Genomic DNA, 21,033 nt, shown 5'->3' with positions numbered 1-21,033 from the left:
TATGGAACTAGAACGTTTGCAAAAATATATTGCCCGTTGTGGTGTGGCATCACGACGAAAAGCAGAAGAATTGATTACTTCTGGCAAAGTACTTGTGAATGGTAAATATGTAAAAGAATTGGGTGCAAAGGTAAATCCTACGCGGGACCGCGTCAAAGTGGACGGACAACTATTGGAGCCGGAGGCATTGGAATATTATATTTTTAATAAGCCAAAAGGGGTGATTACATCCATCACAGATCCTGAAGGACGCAAAACTGTAATGGATTATATTAATTCTGTAAAAGTTCGTATTTATCCTATAGGCCGATTAGACTACCATACAGAAGGATTATTACTATTGACGAATGATGGAACTATGGCGCAAAACTTAGCCCATCCATCAAAAGGTGTGACGAAAACCTACGAAGTAAAAGTAAAAAATCGTGTGCTTGATGAACATTTAGAACAGTTATCAGTAGGTATCAAACTAGAAGATGGTATGACGGCGCCTTGCGAAATTACAGACTACGGATTTAATGGAAAAACAGGTCTTACCACTGTAGAAATTACCATCCATGAAGGGCGTAATCGTCAAGTACGCCGTATGTTTGAACACTTTGGGTACTCTATTCATAATTTGAAACGCATCAATTATGCGGGATTGAATTTGAAAGGGTTGAAACGTGGGGCTTTTCGTAAATTAACTCGTGAAGAAGTGAAACAATTACAAGCGATAAAATAAGGATGCATATGAAAAAAATTATTGTCATCGGTGGTGGCGCTGCAGGTCTTATGGCTGGCGTCCGAGCTGCACAATTAGGTGCCTCTGTGCGTATCATTGAAAAAATGAAGATGGTGGGCCTTAAAATGGGGATTACAGGAAAAGGGCGTTGTAATGTGACCAATGCAGCTCCTATAGAAGATTTTATTAAGCAAACGCCTGGAAATGGTAAATTTCTATATAGTGCGTACCAACAATGGACAAATGAAGATATGATTCATTTGCTCAATAGTTGGGGTGTCCCTACTAAGGTTGAGCGCGGTGGCCGTGTGTTTCCAGAGTCTGATAAAGCAACGGATGTGCGCAATGCTTTTATAGACACGTATCGTAAATTAGGTGGACAACTTCACTTAGAAGAAAGTGTTAAGGATTTAATCGTACGAGATGGCGCTATTACAGGTGTGATTACAGATAAAGGAACCTATGAGTGCGATGCAGCCATCATCGCAACAGGTGGGATGTCCTATCCATTGACTGGCTCCACTGGAGATGGCTATGAATTAGCCTCTTCTGTGGGACATTCTATCGTGGAATTGAGACCATCTTTAATTCCTTTAGAAACAAAAGAACATTGGGTGAAAGACTTAATGGGGCTGAGCCTTAAAAATGTAGAAGTCTCTATTATTGCGAAAGATAAAGTGCAGACAAAACAATTTGGAGAAATGCTATTTGCCCATTTTGGGGTCACAGGACCGATTATTTTATCAGCTTCTCATACAGTGACCAAATTATTGAAGAAAAAGGTAGATCCCATTACTATTGAAATTAATCTAAAACCAGCATTAACTAAAGAGGTTTTAGATAAGCGGGTACAACGTGATTTCAGTGAGTCTCAAAATAAGCAATTAGTGAACGTATTGAAAGGTTTATTGCCATCCAAGTTAATTCCAGTTATATGTCAATTAGCAGAATTAGAAGGAACCAAGGCGATTCACGATATTACCAAAGAGGAGCGCTTGCGACTAATGGATGCCATACAACATATGCGACTCACCGTACATAAACCTCGCCCTATAGCGGAGGCCATTGTGACAGCTGGTGGCATTTCTGTAAAAGAAGTAGATCCAAAAACGATGCAATCTAAATTGGTGCATGGTTTATATATGGCAGGAGAAGTCTTGGATGTGGATGCGTTCACAGGGGGCTATAATCTGCAAGTTGCGTTTTCTACAGCCTACGTAGCTGCTACTCATGCAGCAGAAGGAGGAGTCTAATATGAATCGACGAATTTCCGTAGCCATTGATGGTCCTGCTGGTGCAGGTAAAAGTAGTATTTCTAAAGTAGTAGCCAAGAAATTAGGGTATTTATATATTGATACAGGAGCTATGTATCGTGGCATTACCTGGGCACTACTGAATGCGGGTATATCTATTGATGATGTAGATGCAGTAGAAGCTGCTTTGTCTAAGATTCAATTAGAACTACGTGTAGAAGAAACGGGTTTATCTGTATGGGTAAATGGAACAGATGTATCCCAAGATATCCGTACGCAATATGTGACAAGTCACGTGTCTCAAGTGGCTGCACAAAAAGCAGTGCGCACTAAGTTGGTAGAAATGCAACGTCACATGGCATCAGCGGGCGGTGTGATTCTTGATGGTAGGGATATTGGTTCTGTTGTGTTACCTAATGCGGAATTAAAAGTCTATCTAACAGCATCTGTGGAGACTCGTGGGCATCGACGTTGGTTGGAGTTGAAAGATTCCGAGAATATCTCTTTGGAAGAAGTATGTCGTACTGTAGCAGAGCGAGATGCCATGGATATGAATCGAAAGGAATCTCCTCTTGTATGCGTAGATGATGCAGTGGTTGTAGAAACGGATCATCTTAGTATAGAAGAAACTGTTCAAACTCTTGTTGACTTAATTCGTAAAGCGGAACTAGGAGGGCATCATGGATAAATTTTCTGAATGCTTATGGAGATCTGCGTTTACCATCGTTTATGGATGGTGGTATGGCACAAAGGTATATGGGAAAGAAAATGTACCTAAAGAAGGGCCGGTCATCATTTCTCCAAACCATAAGAGTAATAATGACCCTCCTTTATGTGGCTTTGCATTACCACGTCATGTGAACTTCATGGCAAAAGAAGAGCTATTTAGAAATCCAATTTCTAAATTAGTTTGTACTTGGCTAGGAGCCTTTCCGGTGCGACGAGGTGGAGTCGATAAATTAGCTATTCGTCATGCTATGAATTTATTGAAGGATAATTTAATGCTTGGTATTTTTCCAGAAGGGACACGACAAAAGGGTGATTCTTTAGGGCGCTTTCACGATGGCGTAGCTTCGATGGCGTTGCGTACAGGGGTACCAGTAGTACCGATAGCCATTGTAGGAAGCGATAAAATGATTCGTGGAGAAGTAGCTGTTATTATTGGAAAACCGATTGTAGTAGCAAAAGCAAAAGCAACTGTAGAGGCTATTGCAGACGTGAATGATGTGGTAAAAACAGCTATCCAAACTATGATTGATGAATATAAAGCAGGTAAGTATAAATAGGGGAATGCTATGTTTACAATACGATTAGCAGAAAATTGTGGGTTTTGCTACGGCGTAAAGCGTGCTGTTACTATGGCAGAAAAAGCAGCAGACTCACAAGATTTGAGTTATACATTGGGACCAATTATTCATAACCCTCAAGTAGTAGGTCGGTTAGAAGATAATGGTGTCTATGCCATTAATGAATTGAGTGATGTAGAAGAAGGTACTATTATCATTCGCTCCCATGGGGTTGGTCCAGAAGTATATGAAGAGGCAGAAACAAGAGGTTTACCAGTTATAGATGCCACCTGTCCTCATGTGCAAAAAGCACAAAGAGATGCGAAGTCAGTTGTTGATGAAGGGCTTACGCTCATTATCTTGGGTGAAAAGAAACATCCAGAAGTAAAGAGTATTAATCTATGGGCAGGTAATAAAGGTATTATAGTAGAAACAGAAGAGGATGCTAGAAATATTCAATTCGTGGAAAAAATTGGAGTTGTAGTACAAACTACCTTTTCACAATTTAAGTTTCAAAGTATAATAAAAATATTAGAACAAAAATCTAATGATCAAAAGATCTTCAAGACAATTTGTCAGGCTACTGAGGAACGTCAAAATTCTGCTGTAGCTTTGGCGAAAGAAGTGGATCTTATGATCGTGGTAGGTGGGAAGAACTCCGGCAACACGACTAGATTAGCAGAAGTATGTCGTGATGTAGGGTGTACTACATACCACATCGAAACTGCTACTGAAATACAAATGACGTGGTTGAAAGACGTCACAACAGTAGGAGTCACGGCTGGTGCATCGACACCAGACTGGATAATTAAGGAGGTCATTCAGACGATGGAAAATTTTGCAGAATTATTTGCAGCATCAGAAGCGCAAGCAGAAGAATTTAAGAAAGGTAATGTGATTGAAGGGGAAGTTGTACAAATCGATGACGAACGTGCATATGTATCCTTTGGCTACAAAACAGAAGCACAACTAGAGAGAAAAGAAATGGCATACCCTACACCAGCTTCTGCTAAAGATGTATTAAAGGAAGGCGATAAAATCAAAGCTGTTATCCTTAACCACATCAAAGAAGATAGCCCAATTTATCTTTCTATCACTCGTTTGGCTAAAGATGAAGATTGGCAATATGTTATTGAAGCACAAGAAAAAGATGAACCAATCATCTGTAAAGGTGTGGATGCAATTCCTGCAGGTTTAGTCGTAACTGTTAAGTCTTTACGTGGTTTTATTCCACTTTCCCAAGGTGACATTCACTTCGTGAAATCCCTTGATAACTTAGTAGGTACAGAATTCGAAGCTAAAGTACTTGAAGTTGAAGAAAAGAAAAACCGTTTAGTTCTTTCTCGTCGTGAAGTACTTGAAGTGGAACGCCAAGCTAAATTAAAAGAAGCGTTAGCAAATGTAGAAGTTGGCGGTACTTACAAAGGTACTGTTCGTAAAATCATGCCTTATGGCGCATTTGTTGATATCGGAGGAATCGAAGGTTTACTTCACATTTCCGACATTTCTTGGCAAAAAATTAAACGCGTTGAAGACGTGTTAGCGGTAGGTCAAGAAATCGATGTTAAATTACAATCCTTTGATGAAGAAAACAGCAAAATCTCTTTATCTTTAAAAGCATTATCCAAAAGCCCATGGGACGTTGCAGAAGAAACTATCCATGTAGGTGATGTAGTAACTGGTAAAGTAGTTCGCACAGTACAATACGGTGCATTTGTTGCTATCAACGATGATATCCAAGGTTTACTTCACATCTCTCAAGTGACTAAACAACGCAATGCAAAAGTAGAAGACTACTTGAGCCGTGGCCAAGAAGTAGAAGTAGAAGTAATTTCCTTCAATAAAGATGAAAAGAAATTAGGTTTAAAATTAACTGAGTTAATGGAACCAGTAGCAACTGAAGAAGAAGCTGAATAATTTCTACATAATAGAAGAACAGTAGGTCCAATGGACTTACTGTTCTTTTTTTGCTTTCGTTTATGTGATACAATATAAGTTGATAAACTATGTGTTCTTACTCTTCCTTTAAGGAAGTTGAAATATGAGGTGAAAGCATGTCAAAACCATTAGTTGCGGTCGTAGGAAGACCGAATGTAGGAAAGTCTACATTATTTAATGCCATTGTTAATAAACGAATTTCGATCGTAGAAGATATTCCAGGTGTTACACGTGATAGAATTTATTTTGATGCAGAATGGCTACAACGTGAATTTACTATGATTGACACTGGTGGGATTGAGTTTATTACTGCAGAAAGTCATGAAATTCCTAAAATGATGCGTTTTCAGGCACAACTAGCGATTGAAGAAGCTGATGTGATTCTCTTTGTTGTAGATGGTAAGCAAGGGATTACCATTGCTGATGAAGAAGTGGCCAATTTGTTGCGTGCTAGTGGTAAGCCTGTGATTTTAGTAGTTAACAAAATCGATAGTGTAAATCAACAGGCTAATATTTATGAGTTCTATAATTTAGGTATTGGTGACCCAATTGGTATTTCTGCTAAAAATTTGATGAATTTAGGTGATTTACTTGATGATGTAGTGAAACATTTTCCTCCACAAAGTGCTAGTGAGGAAGATGAAGATACAATCCATGTAGCCTTGATTGGGCGTCCTAATGTGGGTAAATCATCTCTAACAAATGCCTTATTAGGTCAAGAACGTGTTATTGTTAGTGATGTGGCTGGTACAACACGTGATTCTATCGACACCCATTGGAGTCATGATGGACAGGATTTTGTATTAATCGATACAGCAGGTATGCGACGTAAATCTCGTATTGATGCACCTGTAGAAAGATATAGTATTGTTCGTTCTCTCCGTGCTATTGATCGCTCTGATATTGTTGTTTTAGTATTAGATGCTACAGATGGAGTAACTGAACAAGATAAAAAAATTGTTGGCTATGCTCATGAATCTGGAAAAGGTTTAGTCATCGTTGTCAATAAATGGGATTTGATTGAAAAAGACGATAAAACTACATTGCGATTCACAGAAGATATATATGATGAAATGGGATTTTTGCGTTATGCTCCGATCTTGTTTGCTTCAGCTTTAACGAAACAACGTGTTCATCGCTTAGCAGAATTAATTAAATATGTATCTGAGCAACAACATATGCGTATTTCTACAAGTGTGTTGAACCAATTATTATCGGATGCACAAACAGTTAATCCAGTGCCATCTCGTGGTGGACGTATTCCTAAAATTTATTATATGACACAGGCTAGTGTAAAACCGCCAACATTTATATTATTTGTGAATGAACCTGAATTGATTCATTTTTCCTATATGCGTTTCTTAGAAAATCGACTTCGAGAATCCTTTGGATTTGAGGGAACTCCAATTCGCTTAGTACTTCGTGGTAAGAAGGGATCTGATGAAGAATGATAACGGTGGAAATTGTTGTATTAGTTTTACTTGCATACGTAATAGGTTCTATTCCTACAGGTTTAATTATTGGAAAGCTATGTTTTCATACAGATGTACGTCAATATGGTAGTAAAAATATTGGTGCTACCAATACGTATCGTGTACTAGGGATGAAAGCTGCTTTGCCTGTTTTCCTAGGGGATGCTGGAAAGGGTGCCATAGGAGTTCTCTTATTTTCGCCGAATCCAGAATGGATGATTGTAGGTGGCTTATGTGCTATGATTGGTCATAATTGGTCTATTTTTCTTGGCTTTTCTGGCGGTAGAGGGGTTGCGACAGGATTGGGGGTACTCATTGCATTATCTCCTATAGCGGCTATAATTTGCTTTGCTGTATGGGGCATTATTGTCAAGTTTACTTCCTATGTGTCCTTAGGATCTATCGTAGCAGCTACTCTTGTGCCTATTGTGATGTATTGTTTATCTGAACCTTTACCATACATCATCTTTGGCGCTATAGCGGCATTATTTGTCGTATTCCGTCATAGAGAAAATATTGTACGTCTTTTGCAAGGAAAAGAATTAGCTGTTAAACGTATTACAAAGGATAAGTAATTATGAAAATTGCAGTCATTGGATCAGGTAGCTGGGGCACTGCATTAGCTCTAAAAGGGCTAGAGGCGGGGCATCAAGTGACGATGTATTGTCGCACGGAAGAAAAAGCAAATTATTTGCGTGAATATCGTATTAACCCTTATTTGCCAGATGTAGTTTTACCACTTACTTTAGAGTTTCAACATTCTTATAGCAAAGCTTTACAAGATGCAGAAGTGGTATTGATGGTTACTCCATCAACTTATGTGAGGCGTACTCTACAAGAATTAAAGCCCTATCTAGGACCTTCTATGATTATAGTAGGTTGCTCTAAAGGATTGGAAAAAGATAGTGAAAAGCGATTATCTCAGGTTATTGAAGAAGAGGTACAGGGCTTAGTGAAAGCAACGGCTATTTTATCTGGGCCTAATCATGCAGAAGAAGTAGGCCGTGGTTTGCCGGCTGCCACAGTTGTAGCAAGTCAAAATGTAGATGCTATATGTAGTTTGCAACGTGCTTTGGGAGGTCCTAGTTTTCGAGTGTATGGGAATACAGATGTAATCGGCGTAGAACTAGGAGGAGCCACAAAAAATATTATTGCTTTAGCAGCGGGAATTGCACATGGCATGCAATTAGGAGATAATTTGTTAGCAGCCTTATTAACTCGTGGTCTTCATGAAATGACAAAGTTTGGTGTTGCCATGGGAGCAAAATCAGAAACCTATGCAGGGCTTTCAGGAATGGGAGATTTAATCGCTACTTGTATGAGTCCCCATAGTCGGAATCGGCGAGCTGGACAAAAGTTGGCAAATGGAGAAACTATGGAGGATATCATTAATCGATCCCAAATGGTGGTAGAAGGTTTTTTTGCAGTACGTATTATATATGACATAGCTAAAGTAAAAGGGATTGATATGCCTATTACTAATGCTTTGTATGAGGTATTATATCATCAAGTTTCTCCTGCTGAGGTGTTGATGCAGTTAATGATGCGAGATGTAAAACAAGAAGTTTGTAATAAGTAACAGATTATGAGGAAGATTTTATAAAAAATCTATTGTACCCCATAGTAAAATCATGTAGAATATACAAGTATAGGTAGTAAATTATATGAGAATTATTTCAGGAACAGCCAAAGGGCATACTATACAGGCTCCGAAGGGGATGGATACAAGACCTACACAAGATCGAGTGCGTGAGAGTATTTGTAATGTTATACAAAGTCGAAGAGGATTTTTTGAAGCTCAGGTGCTAGATTTGTTTTCGGGTACTGGCGCATTAGCCATAGAGTCCTTAAGTCGAGGTGCTAGTCATGCCATCGCAGTAGATACACGCACTGTTGATTGTATCCAAAGTAATAGCCGACACTGTAAAGTAGATGATCGATTAGAAATTATGAAATGTACTATGGAATCAGCACTTACACGGTTACAAGGAAAGCAGTTTCAGTTAATATTTTCAGATCCCCCTTATGAAAAAGGGTATGTTCAAAAAACTTTGGACTTAGTGGACGAGTTACAATTACTTACCGAAGATGGCTTTTTAATTATAGAACGCCATAAGAATGAAACTCTAGAATTATTGCCTAAGTGGGTGGTTGTGAAAGCTTTATCCTTTGGGTATACTCGCGTTGACATTCTTTGTCGAGAACCATAGAAAGGGGCTTATACTGTGAGAATTGGAGTTTGTCCAGGTAGTTTTGATCCTGTTACAAATGGACATATAGATATATTTGAGCGCGCTAGTAAATTAGTGGATAAGTTAATAGTAGTAATTTTAGAAAATCCAAATAAGAAGTATTTATTCACTTTGGATGAGAGGGCAGAGTTAATTCGTCAATCTGTATCACATATTTCTAACATTGAAGTTGATTTTGGAAGCGGTTTGTTGAATGAGTATGTGAAATCACGAGATAGTCATATCATCATCCGTGGACTTCGAGCTTTAAGTGACTTTGAATATGAATTTCAACGTGCTTTGTTTTCAAAATATTTGGATGATGAGATTGAAACTGTTTTTATTATGACCAATAATAAATATGCCTTTGTAAGCTCTACAGGTATACGGGAATTGGCTAGGTATGGTGGTAAGTTAGATGGCTTAGTACCTACAGTTGTGAAACAAGCATTGGAAGATAAATTTCATAGAAAACAAGATAAATAGGAGGACATCATGAGAACAGAAAAATTATTAGAAGAGTTGGAAAATTTAATTGTTACTAGTAACAATATGATTATGACAAATAAAAAATTAATTGAAGAAGAAGAAATTATGCGTATTGTAGATGCATTAACAGAATCTTTGCCTCTTGAATTAGAAGAATCTCGTCGTATTGTAGCAGAGCGTGATCGTATTGTAGCGGAAGGTCAAAAACAAGCGGATGCATTAATTGAACAAGCGAAAGAATACATTCAAAAATTAACAGAAGAAAGTGAATTGGTAAAACAAGCACAAGAACATGCTAATCATATTATTGCAGAGGCTAATAAATCTTCGGAAGAACTCAAAAATAGTTCTATTCAATATGCTAGTGATGTATTCAAATATGTAGAATCTAATTTAGAGCGTACATTAGAAGCATTGCAAGAAAATCGTCAAACATTGCACAAATAACATTAATTAAGCACTTTTTGAGAGGTACTCTTAAAAGGTGCTTTTTATTAAAATTAGAGATTTTTATATTTGCTAGTCATACAAAATTAAAAAAATAAAAGGAGTTTTTATAATTTCGTCGAATACTAACAATATCAGTTTCATGTAATACTATGAGGAGGTATACTATGAATTTTGAAATTCGTAATGGCCACGATTATATTGATGAAGTAAAAGATTTGTTTGTAGAGTATGTACAATCATTAGGAGTATCTGCTAATTTAAGAGAGTTTCATGGACTGGAAGAAAAATATAAAGGTGAAGGTGAAGCCTTGTATATTGCCTTTATCGATAACAAACCAGCAGGCTGTGTTGCGTTGCGTTATGTAGATAGTAAAACCGCGGCTATGAAACGGTTGTATGTTCGTCCAGCATTTAGGCACAGTTCTTTAGGTACAAATATGGCTAAAATGGTAGTAGAAGATGCTCGTGAATTTGGATATAAAACATTGCTACTAGATAGCTTGCCAAGTATGGAAAATGCAAAAGAATTATATACAAGCTTAGGATTTAAAAAATTAGATGGTACCAAGAAGCCGGTAAAGACAGTAGTTCATTTATCATTACCTCTGTAGAGGTTAATCATTGATGGATTTTATATTCATCATATAAATACGTAAAAAGCTGTAACAAATTATGCTCCTTTTAATTTGTATACAGCTTTTTTCGTGGATAAAGATATTTTGAGTCTTTATGGATAAAAATATTGATGTATTACTTATCCAGATACTGTATAATAGGGTAAGTATAGAAAGTCTATTAATTGAATTAGTTCTATAGGAAGGTGAGACCTTTGAAGGGTAAGCATATTGTAGTAGGTGTAACAGCAGGAATAGCAGCTTATAAAGCAGTAGAGTTAGTAAGCCGTTTATATAAAGCGGGAGCAGAAGTAAAAGTGGTAATGACGAGAAATGCCACTAAATTTGTGAGTCCCCTTGTGTTTGGTGAAATTAGTAAACACAAAGTGGCTGTGGAAATGTTTGAAAATGTACAGGATTGGAATGTAGAGCATATTGCCTATGCAACTTGGGCAGATGCTTATGTGATAGCACCTGCAACGGCTAATATGATTGCTAAAATGGCGTATGGAATTGCAGATGATATGTTATCTACCCAATTATTGGCCACAACGGCCCCTGTATTTGTATGTCCAGCTATGAATAGTAACATGTATGCCCATCCAACTGTGCAAGAAAATTTATCTATCTTACGTGGTAGAGGAGTTCATGTGCTAGAACCTGACAGTGGACTCCTAGCATGTGGGGTAGAAGGAAAAGGGCGTTTGCCAGATCCGCAAAAAATTATGGACTGGGTGGACTTTCATTTAGGGAAAACAGAACTACTGCAAGGTAAAACGGTTATCGTCAGTGCCGGTGGTACGCAAGAAGCAATTGATCCAGTTCGATATATTACGAATCGATCTAGTGGAAAGATGGGATACGCGGTAGCATTAAAAGCAGCCCAAGCCGGTGCTAAGACAATTTTGGTATCTGCTCCCACAGATCTTGCTGTGCCAATTGGTGTAGAGCGTATTATAGTTTGTTCTGCTACAGAGATGAAAGAGGCTATAGATAGTCACTATGACTCTGCAGATGCGGTGATTATGGCTGCGGCTGTGGCGGACTATCGTGTGGCTGAGGTAGCAAATAATAAAATAAAAAAACAAGAAACTATGATATTAGAGTTGGTAAAAAATCCAGATATTTTAGCAAGCTTAGGAGAGCGTAAACAGCAACAAAAATTAATTGGTTTTGCAGCGGAAACGCAAGATGTCATTGCCTATGGAAAAGAAAAAGTGCGCAAAAAGAATTTGGACATGTTAGTAGCTAATGATGTAAGTAAATCCAATGCTGGATTTGATGTAGATACAAATGAAGTGACATTTATTTATCCTGGAGATCAAATTGTAAGTTTACCTAATATGTCGAAACTTGATGTGGCAGAACGCATTATTCAAGCCTTGGCAGACCTATAAATCTATGCTATAATACATGGTAGTGATTTTAAACTAAGTATTATATGTATGATACAAGTCTCATCAAGAGTAGTGGAGGGAAAGGCCCTGTGAAGCTACAGCAACCATTCCTGATGGAAGAGGTGCTAAATCCAACGATATTTGATCGGAAGATGGGGATATAATTCCTCATCTTGGGATGAGGAATTTTTTTATTGGAGGTTTATTCATGGCAGAAAAACATGTATTTTTCACTTCTGAATCTGTAACAGAAGGTCATCCAGACAAAATTGCTGACCAAATTTCAGATGCTGTATTGGATGCTATTTTAGAAAAAGATCCAACAGCGCACGTTGCCTGTGAAACATTAGTAACAACAGGCCAAGTTCATGTAGTAGGCGAAATTACTACCAATACATATGTAGATATTCCTCACATTGTTCGCGATACAATTCGTGAAATCGGCTATACTCGTGCAAAATTCGGTTTTGATGCTGATACTTGTGGCGTTAACGTAGCGATTGACGAACAATCTGCAGACATTGCGATGGGTGTTGATGAAGCATTAGAATCTCGTGAAGGTGGTAGTGATGCCTTTGATAAAATCGGTGCTGGTGACCAAGGTATGATGTTTGGTTTCGCATCTAATGAAACAGAAGAATTAATGCCTATGCCTATTAGCTTGGCACACCGTTTATCTCGTCAATTAACAAAAGTTCGTAAAGATAATACTTTGAATTACCTTCGTCCAGATGGTAAAACACAAGTAACTGTAGAATATGTTGATGGTAAACCAAAACGTATTGAAACTATCGTTATTTCTACACAACATGGTCCAGAAGTAACATTGGAACAAATCCAAGCAGATATTAAAAAATATGTTATCGATCCAGTACTTCCAGAAGGATTCATCGATGAAAATACTAAATATTTTATCAATCCAACTGGTCGTTTCGTAATCGGTGGTCCACAAGGCGATGCTGGTTTGACAGGTCGTAAAATTATTGTAGATACTTATGGCGGTATGGCTCGTCATGGCGGTGGAGCTTTCTCCGGTAAAGATCCTACAAAAGTTGACCGTTCCGCAGCATATGCAGCTCGTTATGTAGCTAAAAATATCGTAGCAGCTGGTCTTGCTGATAAATGTGAAGTACAAGTAGCTTACGCAATTGGTGTAGCGAAACCTGTATCTATCATGGTGGAAACATTTGGTACTGCAAAAATCGAAGAAGAAAAAATCTCTGCATTAGTAAGTAAACATTTTGATCTTCGTCCAGCAGGTATCATTGAAATGTTAGACTTGTTGAAACCACATTATAAAAAAACTGCTGCCTATGGACACTTTGGTCGTACAGATGTAGACCTTCCATGGGAACGCACAGATAAAGCAGAAGTACTTCGTAAAGAAGCAGGCTTATAATAGATTAATTTGCCCTTCGCTTTTGAATGATACATATATAGAGGATAAAGACGTATGTCTTTGTCCTCTATTTTTGTTACCCCAGTTGTTATGTATATAAATTATAAGAGTCTAGGTTGTCATGTGTTTACATCTTATAAGAAGATGGAATTAGACTACCAAGTGATTTTGTCCTATCATCTTACTCCTAAAAGAAATTTCATCATATGCAAATGTGTAGAAGTAGGGTATGAAATAGTATGAATCGTAGGTACAAACGTGGTATAATGGAGAGTGTTTAGTCAGGAGGTTATGATGCGTTTAGGTGAAATTATTATTAATCGTCCTGCGAAACAATTGAATAAACCTTTAACCTATGAAATACCTGACTCATTCGGAGAGGTGCCTATTGGAACTCGCGTAGCAGTTCCCTTAGGAGCCTCTAAAGAAGAGGGGATTCTTGTAGGTTATAGTGACATAGAAAATCCATCATTTGTGATCAAACCCATATTATCGGTATTAGATCCAACACCTTGGTTTTCATCGGAAATGCTTAGTACAGCTCGTAAGCTAAGCGAGTATTACCTATGTACATTCGCAGAAGCGTTAAGCTTATTCACTGTCGATAAAAGTAAATTAAAATCTTATGATAGACCTAAAATTGAATGGCTTGTGCCTAAGGATTCCTTTCATGTAGAACTATTTGGAGTGAGGAAACAAAAGCAACGTTTGTTGGCGGAATACTTATTAGAACATGGAGCAACCTCAGTAAGTGCCTTACGATTGGCAGGATTTAGTTTGCCTGTCATTAAGCAAGTAAAAGAATGTTCTCATATCGACATAGATTGGCGGTATGAAATGACGAAAACACGGTATGAGGAAGTTGTGGATAGTATAGACATTCCTTTAACTGAGTCGCAGCAGGCTGTATACGAACCTATTCAGGAGTGTATTGCTAACCAGAAAAGTAAAGCGTTTTTACTCCATGGTGTGACAGGTAGTGGAAAAACACAAGTATATCTAAAAGCTGCACAAGAGACGATTCAACAAGATAAGATTGCTATTATACTAGTTCCAGAAATTGCCTTAACTACGCAAATAGTGCGACGATTTGTAGAGAAGTTTGGTCAAGAAGTGGTCGTTTTTCACAGCCAGTTAACAAAAGCGGAACGTTATAACAATTGGGAGCGTTTACGTCGGAAAGATAGCCATATTATCATAGGTGCTCGTTCAGCAGTGTTTGCACCTACAGAAGATATCGGTCTTATTGTAGTCGATGAGGAACACGACCCATCTTATAAACAACAAGATATGACTCGTTATGATGCGCGAATGGTGGCAAGATGGCGCAGTGCAAGCCATCAATGTCCGCTTATTTTTGGGTCTGCTACACCGTCTGTACAGGCTTATTATTTAGCGAGCCAAGGTATCTATGAGTTACTATCTTTAGAGCATCGTATTTTTCATCAACCTATGCCTAAGGTGACTGTTGTGGATATGAAAGAAGAAATGTTCTATGGGAATTACTCTGTATTTTCTATGGCGTTAGATACTTTAATCCAAGAAACACTACAGAAACGTGAGCAAATCATTCTTTTGCTGAATCGTCGAGGTCATAGTACATTTGTCATGTGTCGTGACTGTGGTAAACCTATCCATTGTCCTCACTGTGATATATCTATGGTGTATCATCAAGCGGGGAAGGACTTGCGTTGCCATTACTGTGACCATCATGAAAAAGTGCCTCAAATTTGTCCGCATTGTGGTAGCCATAAAATTAAATTTTTTGGTACAGGCACGCAAAAAGTAGAAGAAGAATTAGCAAAACGTTTTCCACAAGCTAGAATTGCTCGTCTAGATCAAGATACAACTTCTAAAAAAGGAGAATCTCAGCGTATTTTAGAAGCCTTTGGTGCTGGTCAATATGATATTTTGTTGGGCACGCAAATGGTGGCAAAAGGACATGATTTTTCAAATGTTACTGCAGTGGGAATTATTACTGCTGATTCTGTATTGCATATTCCTGTGTATACGGCTTCTGAAAGAACATTTAATTTGCTAACGCAAGCAGCTGGTCGTGCTGGTCGTGGTAATAAATCAGGAAAAGTAGTGGTACAAACCTATAGTCCTGAACATTATGCTATTCAGCACAGCACGCACCATGATTATGTTAGCTTTTATGAGGAAGAAATAGAGGCTCGTAAAGCTTTGTTGTATCCACCAATTGGTGAAATGATACAAATTACCTTATTAGATGAAAAGCTTTCAGTAGTACGAACAAGAGCGACAGAATTAGCCAACACTTTGCGCCAGGCTTGTGAAGGTCAGCGCATTGATATACTAGGGCCCTATGAAAATGGCGCCGCAAAGATACGAGATATGTATCGACTTTGTATTATGATTCGTGGTATTGATTTATCGAATTTAAAATCACACATGTATCATTCAGATATATTTACATTGCCCCATATCTATATAGATGTGGATCCAGTATAGGAGGGACTATGGCAGTTTTAGAAGTCATGAAAACAGGGCATCCTGTGTTAAAACAAATAGCAGAACCGGTAGAGTTCGTAAATAAAAAGATTCGTCAATTATTAGATGATATGGCTGAAACTATGTATAAAACAGATGGTGTAGGCTTGGCGGCACCACAAGTCAACGTATCCAAACGAATTATTGTACTAGATGATGGAAATGGTTTAATTGAAGTCATCAACCCAGAAATCGTGAAAAAAGAAGGTTCTCAAGTAGGCTTAGAAGGTTGTTTGAGCGTACCAGAACTATTCGGCGATGTAGAGCGATATGACAAAATTGAAGTACATGGTATCAATCGAAATAATAAAAAGATAAAAATTAAGGCAGAAGGCTTTTTAGCTCGTATTTTTCAGCATGAAATCGACCATTTAAATGGTATTTTATTTGTGGAAAAGTTAGTGAATCCCAATGAGATTTTTATCCATAAAAAGGAACAACAATAATGAATCCATTACGTATAGTATTTATGGGTACTCCAGATATAGCAGTCCCAACGTTACAGGCTTTAATCGATAGTCCACACACTGTAGTAGGTGTATTTTGTCAACCAGATAAGCCGAAAGGGCGAGGTAATAAGTTACAAATGCCGCCGACGAAAGAGTTGGCATTAGAGCATGATATTCCTGTGTATCAACCAAAATCCTTGCGCAATGAAGAAGCGGAAGAACTATTAGAATCCTTGGCTCCTGATATTGTGGTAGTCATTGCTTATGGAAAAATTTTGCCTCCTTGGCTTATTCATCAGCCTCCTTTGGGGTGTATTAATCTACATGCTTCTTTATTACCGAAATTTAGAGGTGCAGCACCTATTCAATATGCGATTCTTCATGAAGAGTCAGAAACTGGTATGACTATTATGCATATGGACGAAGGATTAGATACAGGTGATACTCTGTTAATGGAACGTATTCCTGTTACAGAAGAGGATACATCTGGTACAATCTTTACAGCTTTGGCAAAATTAGGGGCACAGATGATTGTACCAGCCGTAGATGCTTTACAATCAGGTACGTTAACAAGAGTCCCTCAAAATCATGAAGAAGCTATTGAAACAGGAAAAATTACAAAAGAGATGGGACATCTTAACTTTACAGAACCAGCACATACATTAGCTGCGAAAATAAGAGCTTTCAATCCCAGTCCTGGATGTTATACATTCTTAGAGGGTAAACGGATTAAGTTCTGGCATGCAAAAGTAGACCCTACCTCCAAGTATGCCCCTGAACATTTACAAGGGGCTTGTGGCTATCCTAAAGAGGGGACAATAGTGCATGTAGATAAAGAGTCTTTCAGTATTTTCACTGGTCACGGGGTCTTACGTGTCACAGAAGTGCAGCCTGAAAATAAAAAACGAATGAATGCAGGTGATTTTGCTCGTGGTCATCAGTTAGCAGTAGGAGCTTGCTTTGGCGATGAATAAATCTTATCGTCTATATTTAACAGTGACGGCTGTGGCAATGCTATTGATTTCCATGGTATGGGGTTGGATAGTCTGGATGATGCATCTTAGCTTATCCCAATGGGGACCTGTTGTCGGGCCTATCGTAGAGAGTGCGCTACTACTACCTATATTGATTGGGTGGTCCATGTGGATATACATGGCATTAGTCACAATATATCCTATACAACATCCGATTTTATTGCGACTATCCAATCGTGGGTTATATCTTTTATTTCCTTTGGTCACGGTCTTAGCTAGATGTTTTGGGTATACAAAGGATGAAGTGAGTCAATCCTTGATTGCGTTAATTAATCATCTCGTGAGCACCCAAGTGTATCGCGTGGAACCAGAACGATTATTATTGCTTACACCGCATTGCATACAATTATCTAGCTGTGTACATAAAGTGACTACAGATGTACATAATTGTAAGCGCTGTGGGGGATGCCAAGTAGGAACCTTGCTAGATATTGCAGATACCTATGGATGTCATTTTGTGGTAGTCACAGGTGGTACATTAGCACGTTTAAAAATTAAGGAAATTCGTCCTCAAGCGATTGTGGCTATCGCCTGTGAAAGAGACTTAGTTAGTGGTATGGCAGATGTATTTCCTATTCCTGTAATTGGTGTCTTAAATGAACGACCTTGTGGTCCTTGTTGTAATACGCGAGTCAATACAGAAGACATTAGACTTGTCATAGAAAGGTTACTCTATGGAAACGAAACAAAAGAAAGAACATAAAAACATTCGGCGCCTAGCTATGAAAGCCTTAGTAGATATACATCGAGATAAGAAGTATGCCAATATTGTATTGCCTCAGTATATGATGCAAGAAAGACTAGAGGATTTAGATCGTAGATTCTTTACAGAGTTGGTATATGGTGTGGTGCGACGCCAAAACTACTTGGATGCCGTTATCGTTCACTTTACCAAGAAACCGGTTAAAAAATTATCTCCTTTTGTACTAGAAATTCTTAGACTCGGAGTGTATCAATTGCTCTATATGGATAAGGTACCCTCTAGTGCTGCGGTGAATGAAAGTGTAAAGCTTGCCAAAAAAGTGGCACCTGGTACAGACCGCTTTGTCAATGCTGTACTTCGTAATGTAGATCGACAGCGCGAAGATATTGGAGTAGATGCTTTAGCCACTTCGGAAACGGAGAGAATTTCCTATATTTATAATCAACCTTTATGGCTAGTCCGTTTATGGATAGAGCAACGAGGTCTAGAAGAAACAATTGATCTCTGTGAATGGTTCAATGAAACTCCATTATTGACAGCGCGAGTGAATACTTTACGAATTAGCCGGCATGATTTATTAGAAGAGCTTTCACAGGCAAATTGGGTGGTAGAGCCTAGTCATATGATTCCAGATGCAATTATCATCAAATCTCACAAAGGACAATTGCAGGAAGCAAAATGGGTACAAGAGGGATTGATGACATTCATGGACGAAGCCTCTATGGCTGTAGCTTATGCAGTACAACCTAAAGGACATATGCGTATTTTAGATACCTGTGCAGCGCCGGGTGGTAAAACATTACATATGGCAACCCTTATGGATAATACAGGAACTATCGTAGCTACGGATATTCATGAACATAAAGTAGAACTGTTGCAGGCAAATGCAAAACGCATGAAAATATCTAATGTGCAACCACAGCAAGGGGATGCTACAGTTAAAGAAGAACAATGGAAAGAGTCTTTTGATGCGGTACTAGTAGATGCACCATGTTCAGGACTAGGAATCTTACAGAAGAAATTAGATATGCGTTGGCGAAAAGAGGAATCTCAATTACAAGAATTGCCAATGTTACAGAAACAAATATTGCAAAATGCTAGTTCCTATGTAAAAGTAGGGGGATATTTGGTATATTCTACGTGTACTATAAATACATTGGAAAATGAAGGGGTTGTAGAAAACTTTTTACGAGAAAACCCTAATTTTATATTAGAAGATGTGGCTCCCTTGTTGCCGTTTGCAGCAGAAGGTCCTATGGTTACTTTATTACCGCATGTATATGATATGGATGGATTTTTTATAGCCCGTTTACGTAAGGAGAGAGCATGATAGAATTACTTGGCCTTTCATTGCCAGCATTAAGTAAAGTTGTGACAGATGGAGGGTTTCCAAAGTTTAGAGCCAAACAGATTATGGATTATATTTATCAACGTCACGTATTCTCTATGGAAGATATGTTACAGCTTCCACAGACAATGCGTGAATGGCTTGCTACACACTGTACAATTACACTTCCTACGGTGGTGCGAGAATCTACTAGTTCTGATGGAAATACAAAGAAATTATTGCTCAGATTTTCTGATGGGCATCAAGTAGAAACGGTACTGATGAAGCAGCACTATGGGAACTCTGTGTGTTTGTCATCTCAAGTGGGATGTGCAATGGGATGTATTTTTTGTGCATCCACTACAGAAGGCCTATTCCGGAATCTGACGGTAGCTGAAATTGTTGGGCAGTTGTTATTGTTTGAAAGTATCATCAAAGAAGAAGTCAACTCCATTGTTGTCATGGGATCTGGAGAACCATTACAAAACTTCGATTACACTATGGAAGCATTGCAATTTATTCATGAAAAAGAAAGCTTTAATATAGGTTATCGTCGAATGACTGTATCTACATGTGGTTTAGTACCCAATATTTATCGTTTTGCAGAACTGGAACTACCTATCACATTAGCATTATCATTGCATGCTACTACTGATGAAAAACGAAAAGAAATTATGCCTATAGGGGCGACGTATGCTTTACAAGATGTGCTAGATGCTGTGGCAGAATATTATCGACGGACAGAACGCCGTGTAACCTTTGAATATATTTTAATTAAAGATGTGAATACATCTGAAAAAGAAGCTCATGAACTAGGTAGTATTGCAAAACAATTTCCTCATTGTAATGTCAACTTAATTCCTGTCAATGGAAATGAACATATTAATTTATATAAACCGTCTATGAAAGCAATGCAAGAGTTTAAGTCTATTGTAGAATCCTATGGTGTGTCTGTAACGATTCGTAAGGAAATGGGAGATGAAATCCAAGCAGCTTGTGGACAATTAAAAATACAACATCAACAATCTTTGAAAGAAGGAAGGGTATGATTAGTTTAGGAATTAGTAAAACTGGGCTAGTTCGCCAGCGAAACGAAGATCGCTTTTATGCACAAGGACCGCTGTTAATTGTAGCAGATGGTATGGGTGGATATACTGGTGGAGAATATGCTAGTACTATGGTGGTAGATGCTATTGTAAATGTAGTAGAAAAGTCTAAAGAAGTATCTGCTCATGTATTGCGAAATGCCATACTAGAGGCAAATCATATGGTGTATAGAAAAAGCCAATCCTATAAGGAATTAGAAGGTATGGGAACTACTGCTGTTGTGGCTTATGTGCAAAATAATATTTTATATTGGGCTCACGTAGGAGATAGCCGTTTATATATATATGGCGAAAAAGGCTTACAACGCATGACAAAAGATCATTCTATGGTACAACAGTTAGTAGAAGCTGGAACGATTACAGAAGAAGAAGTTCTTCATCATCCTAAACGGAATATGTTAACCCGTGCGATTGGCGTCTATGAATCGGTAGAAGTCGATACAGGGATGATAGAATTATTTCAAAATGACCGAATCTTACTTTGTAGTGATGGTTTATCTGGTTATATTGAAGAATCCAAGATTGAACAAGTTCTTTCTGAAGAACAAAATGAAAATAGAGCGTTAGAAGATTTAGTGCACCTTGTGTATGATGCGGGAGCACGAGATAATGTGACAATCGTACTAGGACGTATATAAAGAGGTGAC

Annotated in this window: 21 protein-coding genes and 1 riboswitch; all 21 genes read left to right on the top strand. The window is 38.2% G+C overall.

Annotated features, from left to right (window positions below; all coding sequences use genetic code 11):
- Window position 1: 1 nt before the first annotated feature.
- A complete protein-coding gene (locus EO114_RS06610; protein WP_127062241.1) occupies window positions 2–724 on the top strand; it encodes a pseudouridine synthase in 723 nt (240 codons plus the stop codon).
- An 8-nt stretch (window positions 725–732) separates the two neighbouring features.
- Complete coding sequence (locus EO114_RS06605; RefSeq protein ID WP_127062238.1) at window positions 733–1,977, top strand: NAD(P)/FAD-dependent oxidoreductase; 1,245 nt, start codon at window positions 733–735, stop codon at window positions 1,975–1,977.
- A gap of 1 nt (window position 1,978) precedes the next feature.
- Window positions 1,979–2,665 (top strand): (d)CMP kinase, encoded by a 687-nt coding sequence (gene cmk / locus EO114_RS06600; RefSeq protein WP_009353847.1) that lies wholly within the window; start codon window positions 1,979–1,981, stop codon window positions 2,663–2,665.
- A complete protein-coding gene (locus EO114_RS06595) occupies window positions 2,658–3,263 on the top strand; it encodes a 1-acyl-sn-glycerol-3-phosphate acyltransferase (protein WP_126940761.1) in 606 nt (201 codons plus the stop codon). The genes cmk and EO114_RS06595 overlap by 8 nt, the downstream gene beginning before the upstream one ends.
- A 9-nt stretch (window positions 3,264–3,272) precedes the next feature.
- Complete coding sequence (locus tag EO114_RS06590; protein WP_009353850.1) at window positions 3,273–5,180, top strand: bifunctional 4-hydroxy-3-methylbut-2-enyl diphosphate reductase/30S ribosomal protein S1; 1,908 nt, start codon at window positions 3,273–3,275, stop codon at window positions 5,178–5,180.
- A 137-nt stretch (window positions 5,181–5,317) separates the two neighbouring features.
- Window positions 5,318–6,652: a ribosome biogenesis GTPase Der gene (der, locus tag EO114_RS06585; RefSeq protein WP_127062235.1), complete on the top strand. Its 1,335-nt coding sequence runs from the start codon at window positions 5,318–5,320 to the stop codon at window positions 6,650–6,652.
- Window positions 6,649–7,248 (top strand): glycerol-3-phosphate 1-O-acyltransferase PlsY, encoded by a 600-nt coding sequence (gene plsY / locus EO114_RS06580; RefSeq protein ID WP_370106658.1) that lies wholly within the window; start codon window positions 6,649–6,651, stop codon window positions 7,246–7,248. Before der ends, plsY begins: the two co-directional genes overlap by 4 nt.
- Window positions 7,249–7,250: 2 nt before the next feature.
- On the top strand, window positions 7,251–8,252 hold the full coding sequence (locus EO114_RS06575) for an NAD(P)H-dependent glycerol-3-phosphate dehydrogenase (RefSeq protein WP_127062233.1): 1,002 nt from the start codon (window positions 7,251–7,253) through the stop codon (window positions 8,250–8,252).
- Window positions 8,253–8,337: 85 nt separating this feature from the next.
- Window positions 8,338–8,883, top strand: a complete 546-nt coding sequence (rsmD, locus tag EO114_RS06570; RefSeq protein WP_009353851.1) for a 16S rRNA (guanine(966)-N(2))-methyltransferase RsmD — start codon at window positions 8,338–8,340, stop codon at window positions 8,881–8,883.
- Between the two features lie 15 nt (window positions 8,884–8,898).
- Complete coding sequence (gene coaD, locus EO114_RS06565; protein ID WP_062402407.1) at window positions 8,899–9,390, top strand: pantetheine-phosphate adenylyltransferase; 492 nt, start codon at window positions 8,899–8,901, stop codon at window positions 9,388–9,390.
- 9 nt (window positions 9,391–9,399) lie between these two features.
- Window positions 9,400–9,840, top strand: a complete 441-nt coding sequence (locus EO114_RS06560) for a hypothetical protein (protein ID WP_009353256.1) — start codon at window positions 9,400–9,402, stop codon at window positions 9,838–9,840.
- Window positions 9,841–10,007: 167 nt separating this feature from the next.
- Window positions 10,008–10,454, top strand: a complete 447-nt coding sequence (locus EO114_RS06555; protein WP_127062231.1) for a GNAT family N-acetyltransferase — start codon at window positions 10,008–10,010, stop codon at window positions 10,452–10,454.
- A gap of 218 nt (window positions 10,455–10,672) precedes the next feature.
- Window positions 10,673–11,854, top strand: a complete 1,182-nt coding sequence (gene coaBC / locus EO114_RS06550) for a bifunctional phosphopantothenoylcysteine decarboxylase/phosphopantothenate--cysteine ligase CoaBC (protein WP_127062228.1) — start codon at window positions 10,673–10,675, stop codon at window positions 11,852–11,854.
- Between the two features lie 57 nt (window positions 11,855–11,911).
- Window positions 11,912–12,013, top strand: a riboswitch (SAM riboswitch).
- Between the two features lie 49 nt (window positions 12,014–12,062).
- Complete coding sequence (gene metK / locus EO114_RS06545; RefSeq protein ID WP_127062226.1) at window positions 12,063–13,253, top strand: methionine adenosyltransferase; 1,191 nt, start codon at window positions 12,063–12,065, stop codon at window positions 13,251–13,253.
- 294 nt (window positions 13,254–13,547) lie between these two features.
- Window positions 13,548–15,728 (top strand): primosomal protein N', encoded by a 2,181-nt coding sequence (gene priA, locus EO114_RS06540; protein WP_127062295.1) that lies wholly within the window; start codon window positions 13,548–13,550, stop codon window positions 15,726–15,728.
- Window positions 15,729–15,736: 8 nt separating this feature from the next.
- Window positions 15,737–16,213: a peptide deformylase gene (gene def / locus EO114_RS06535; protein ID WP_009353453.1), complete on the top strand. Its 477-nt coding sequence runs from the start codon at window positions 15,737–15,739 to the stop codon at window positions 16,211–16,213.
- Window positions 16,213–17,190 carry a methionyl-tRNA formyltransferase gene (gene fmt / locus EO114_RS06530; protein WP_127062224.1) on the top strand — a complete coding sequence of 326 codons (978 nt, stop codon included), beginning with the start codon at window positions 16,213–16,215 and terminating at the stop codon, window positions 17,188–17,190. The genes def and fmt overlap by 1 nt, the downstream gene beginning before the upstream one ends.
- A complete protein-coding gene (locus tag EO114_RS06525; protein WP_127062293.1) occupies window positions 17,183–17,953 on the top strand; it encodes a DUF116 domain-containing protein in 771 nt (256 codons plus the stop codon). The genes fmt and EO114_RS06525 overlap by 8 nt, the downstream gene beginning before the upstream one ends.
- A complete protein-coding gene (rsmB, locus tag EO114_RS06520; protein WP_127062222.1) occupies window positions 17,925–19,283 on the top strand; it encodes a 16S rRNA (cytosine(967)-C(5))-methyltransferase RsmB in 1,359 nt (452 codons plus the stop codon). Before EO114_RS06525 ends, rsmB begins: the two co-directional genes overlap by 29 nt.
- A complete protein-coding gene (gene rlmN, locus EO114_RS06515; protein ID WP_009353452.1) occupies window positions 19,280–20,329 on the top strand; it encodes a 23S rRNA (adenine(2503)-C(2))-methyltransferase RlmN in 1,050 nt (349 codons plus the stop codon). The genes rsmB and rlmN overlap by 4 nt, the downstream gene beginning before the upstream one ends.
- The gene (locus EO114_RS06510) at window positions 20,326–21,024 is read left to right on the top strand and encodes a Stp1/IreP family PP2C-type Ser/Thr phosphatase (protein WP_127062219.1); all 699 of its coding nucleotides are present in this window, start codon (window positions 20,326–20,328) and stop codon (window positions 21,022–21,024) included. The genes rlmN and EO114_RS06510 overlap by 4 nt, the downstream gene beginning before the upstream one ends.
- The last annotated feature ends 9 nt before the right edge of the window (window positions 21,025–21,033 follow it).

Source organism: Veillonella sp. 3627, from assembly GCF_003992195.1.
Lineage (GTDB): Bacteria > Bacillota > Negativicutes > Veillonellales > Veillonellaceae > F0422.
Note: the sequence above shows the minus strand (reverse complement) of the source record. Positions and strands in the feature narration are given on the sequence as shown.

Bases quoted from the DNA above. Each gene is read 5' to 3' on its own strand.
- EO114_RS06610 (WP_127062241.1), top strand. From the start codon at position 2: ATGGAACTAGAACGTTTGCAAAAATATATTGCCCGTTGTGGTGTGGCA.
- EO114_RS06605 (WP_127062238.1), top strand. From the start codon at position 733: ATGAAAAAAATTATTGTCATCGGTGGTGGCGCTGCAGGTCTTATGGCT.
- cmk (WP_009353847.1), top strand. From the start codon at position 1,979: ATGAATCGACGAATTTCCGTAGCCATTGATGGTCCTGCTGGTGCAGGT.
- EO114_RS06595 (WP_126940761.1), top strand. From the start codon at position 2,658: ATGGATAAATTTTCTGAATGCTTATGGAGATCTGCGTTTACCATCGTT.
- EO114_RS06590 (WP_009353850.1), top strand. From the start codon at position 3,273: ATGTTTACAATACGATTAGCAGAAAATTGTGGGTTTTGCTACGGCGTA.
- der (WP_127062235.1), top strand. From the start codon at position 5,318: ATGTCAAAACCATTAGTTGCGGTCGTAGGAAGACCGAATGTAGGAAAG.
- plsY (WP_370106658.1), top strand. From the start codon at position 6,649: ATGATAACGGTGGAAATTGTTGTATTAGTTTTACTTGCATACGTAATA.
- EO114_RS06575 (WP_127062233.1), top strand. From the start codon at position 7,251: ATGAAAATTGCAGTCATTGGATCAGGTAGCTGGGGCACTGCATTAGCT.
- rsmD (WP_009353851.1), top strand. From the start codon at position 8,338: ATGAGAATTATTTCAGGAACAGCCAAAGGGCATACTATACAGGCTCCG.
- EO114_RS06560 (WP_009353256.1), top strand. From the start codon at position 9,400: ATGAGAACAGAAAAATTATTAGAAGAGTTGGAAAATTTAATTGTTACT.
- EO114_RS06555 (WP_127062231.1), top strand. From the start codon at position 10,008: ATGAATTTTGAAATTCGTAATGGCCACGATTATATTGATGAAGTAAAA.
- metK (WP_127062226.1), top strand. From the start codon at position 12,063: ATGGCAGAAAAACATGTATTTTTCACTTCTGAATCTGTAACAGAAGGT.
- priA (WP_127062295.1), top strand. From the start codon at position 13,548: ATGCGTTTAGGTGAAATTATTATTAATCGTCCTGCGAAACAATTGAAT.
- def (WP_009353453.1), top strand. From the start codon at position 15,737: ATGGCAGTTTTAGAAGTCATGAAAACAGGGCATCCTGTGTTAAAACAA.
- fmt (WP_127062224.1), top strand. From the start codon at position 16,213: ATGAATCCATTACGTATAGTATTTATGGGTACTCCAGATATAGCAGTC.
- EO114_RS06525 (WP_127062293.1), top strand. From the start codon at position 17,183: ATGAATAAATCTTATCGTCTATATTTAACAGTGACGGCTGTGGCAATG.
- rsmB (WP_127062222.1), top strand. From the start codon at position 17,925: ATGGAAACGAAACAAAAGAAAGAACATAAAAACATTCGGCGCCTAGCT.
- rlmN (WP_009353452.1), top strand. From the start codon at position 19,280: ATGATAGAATTACTTGGCCTTTCATTGCCAGCATTAAGTAAAGTTGTG.
- EO114_RS06510 (WP_127062219.1), top strand. From the start codon at position 20,326: ATGATTAGTTTAGGAATTAGTAAAACTGGGCTAGTTCGCCAGCGAAAC.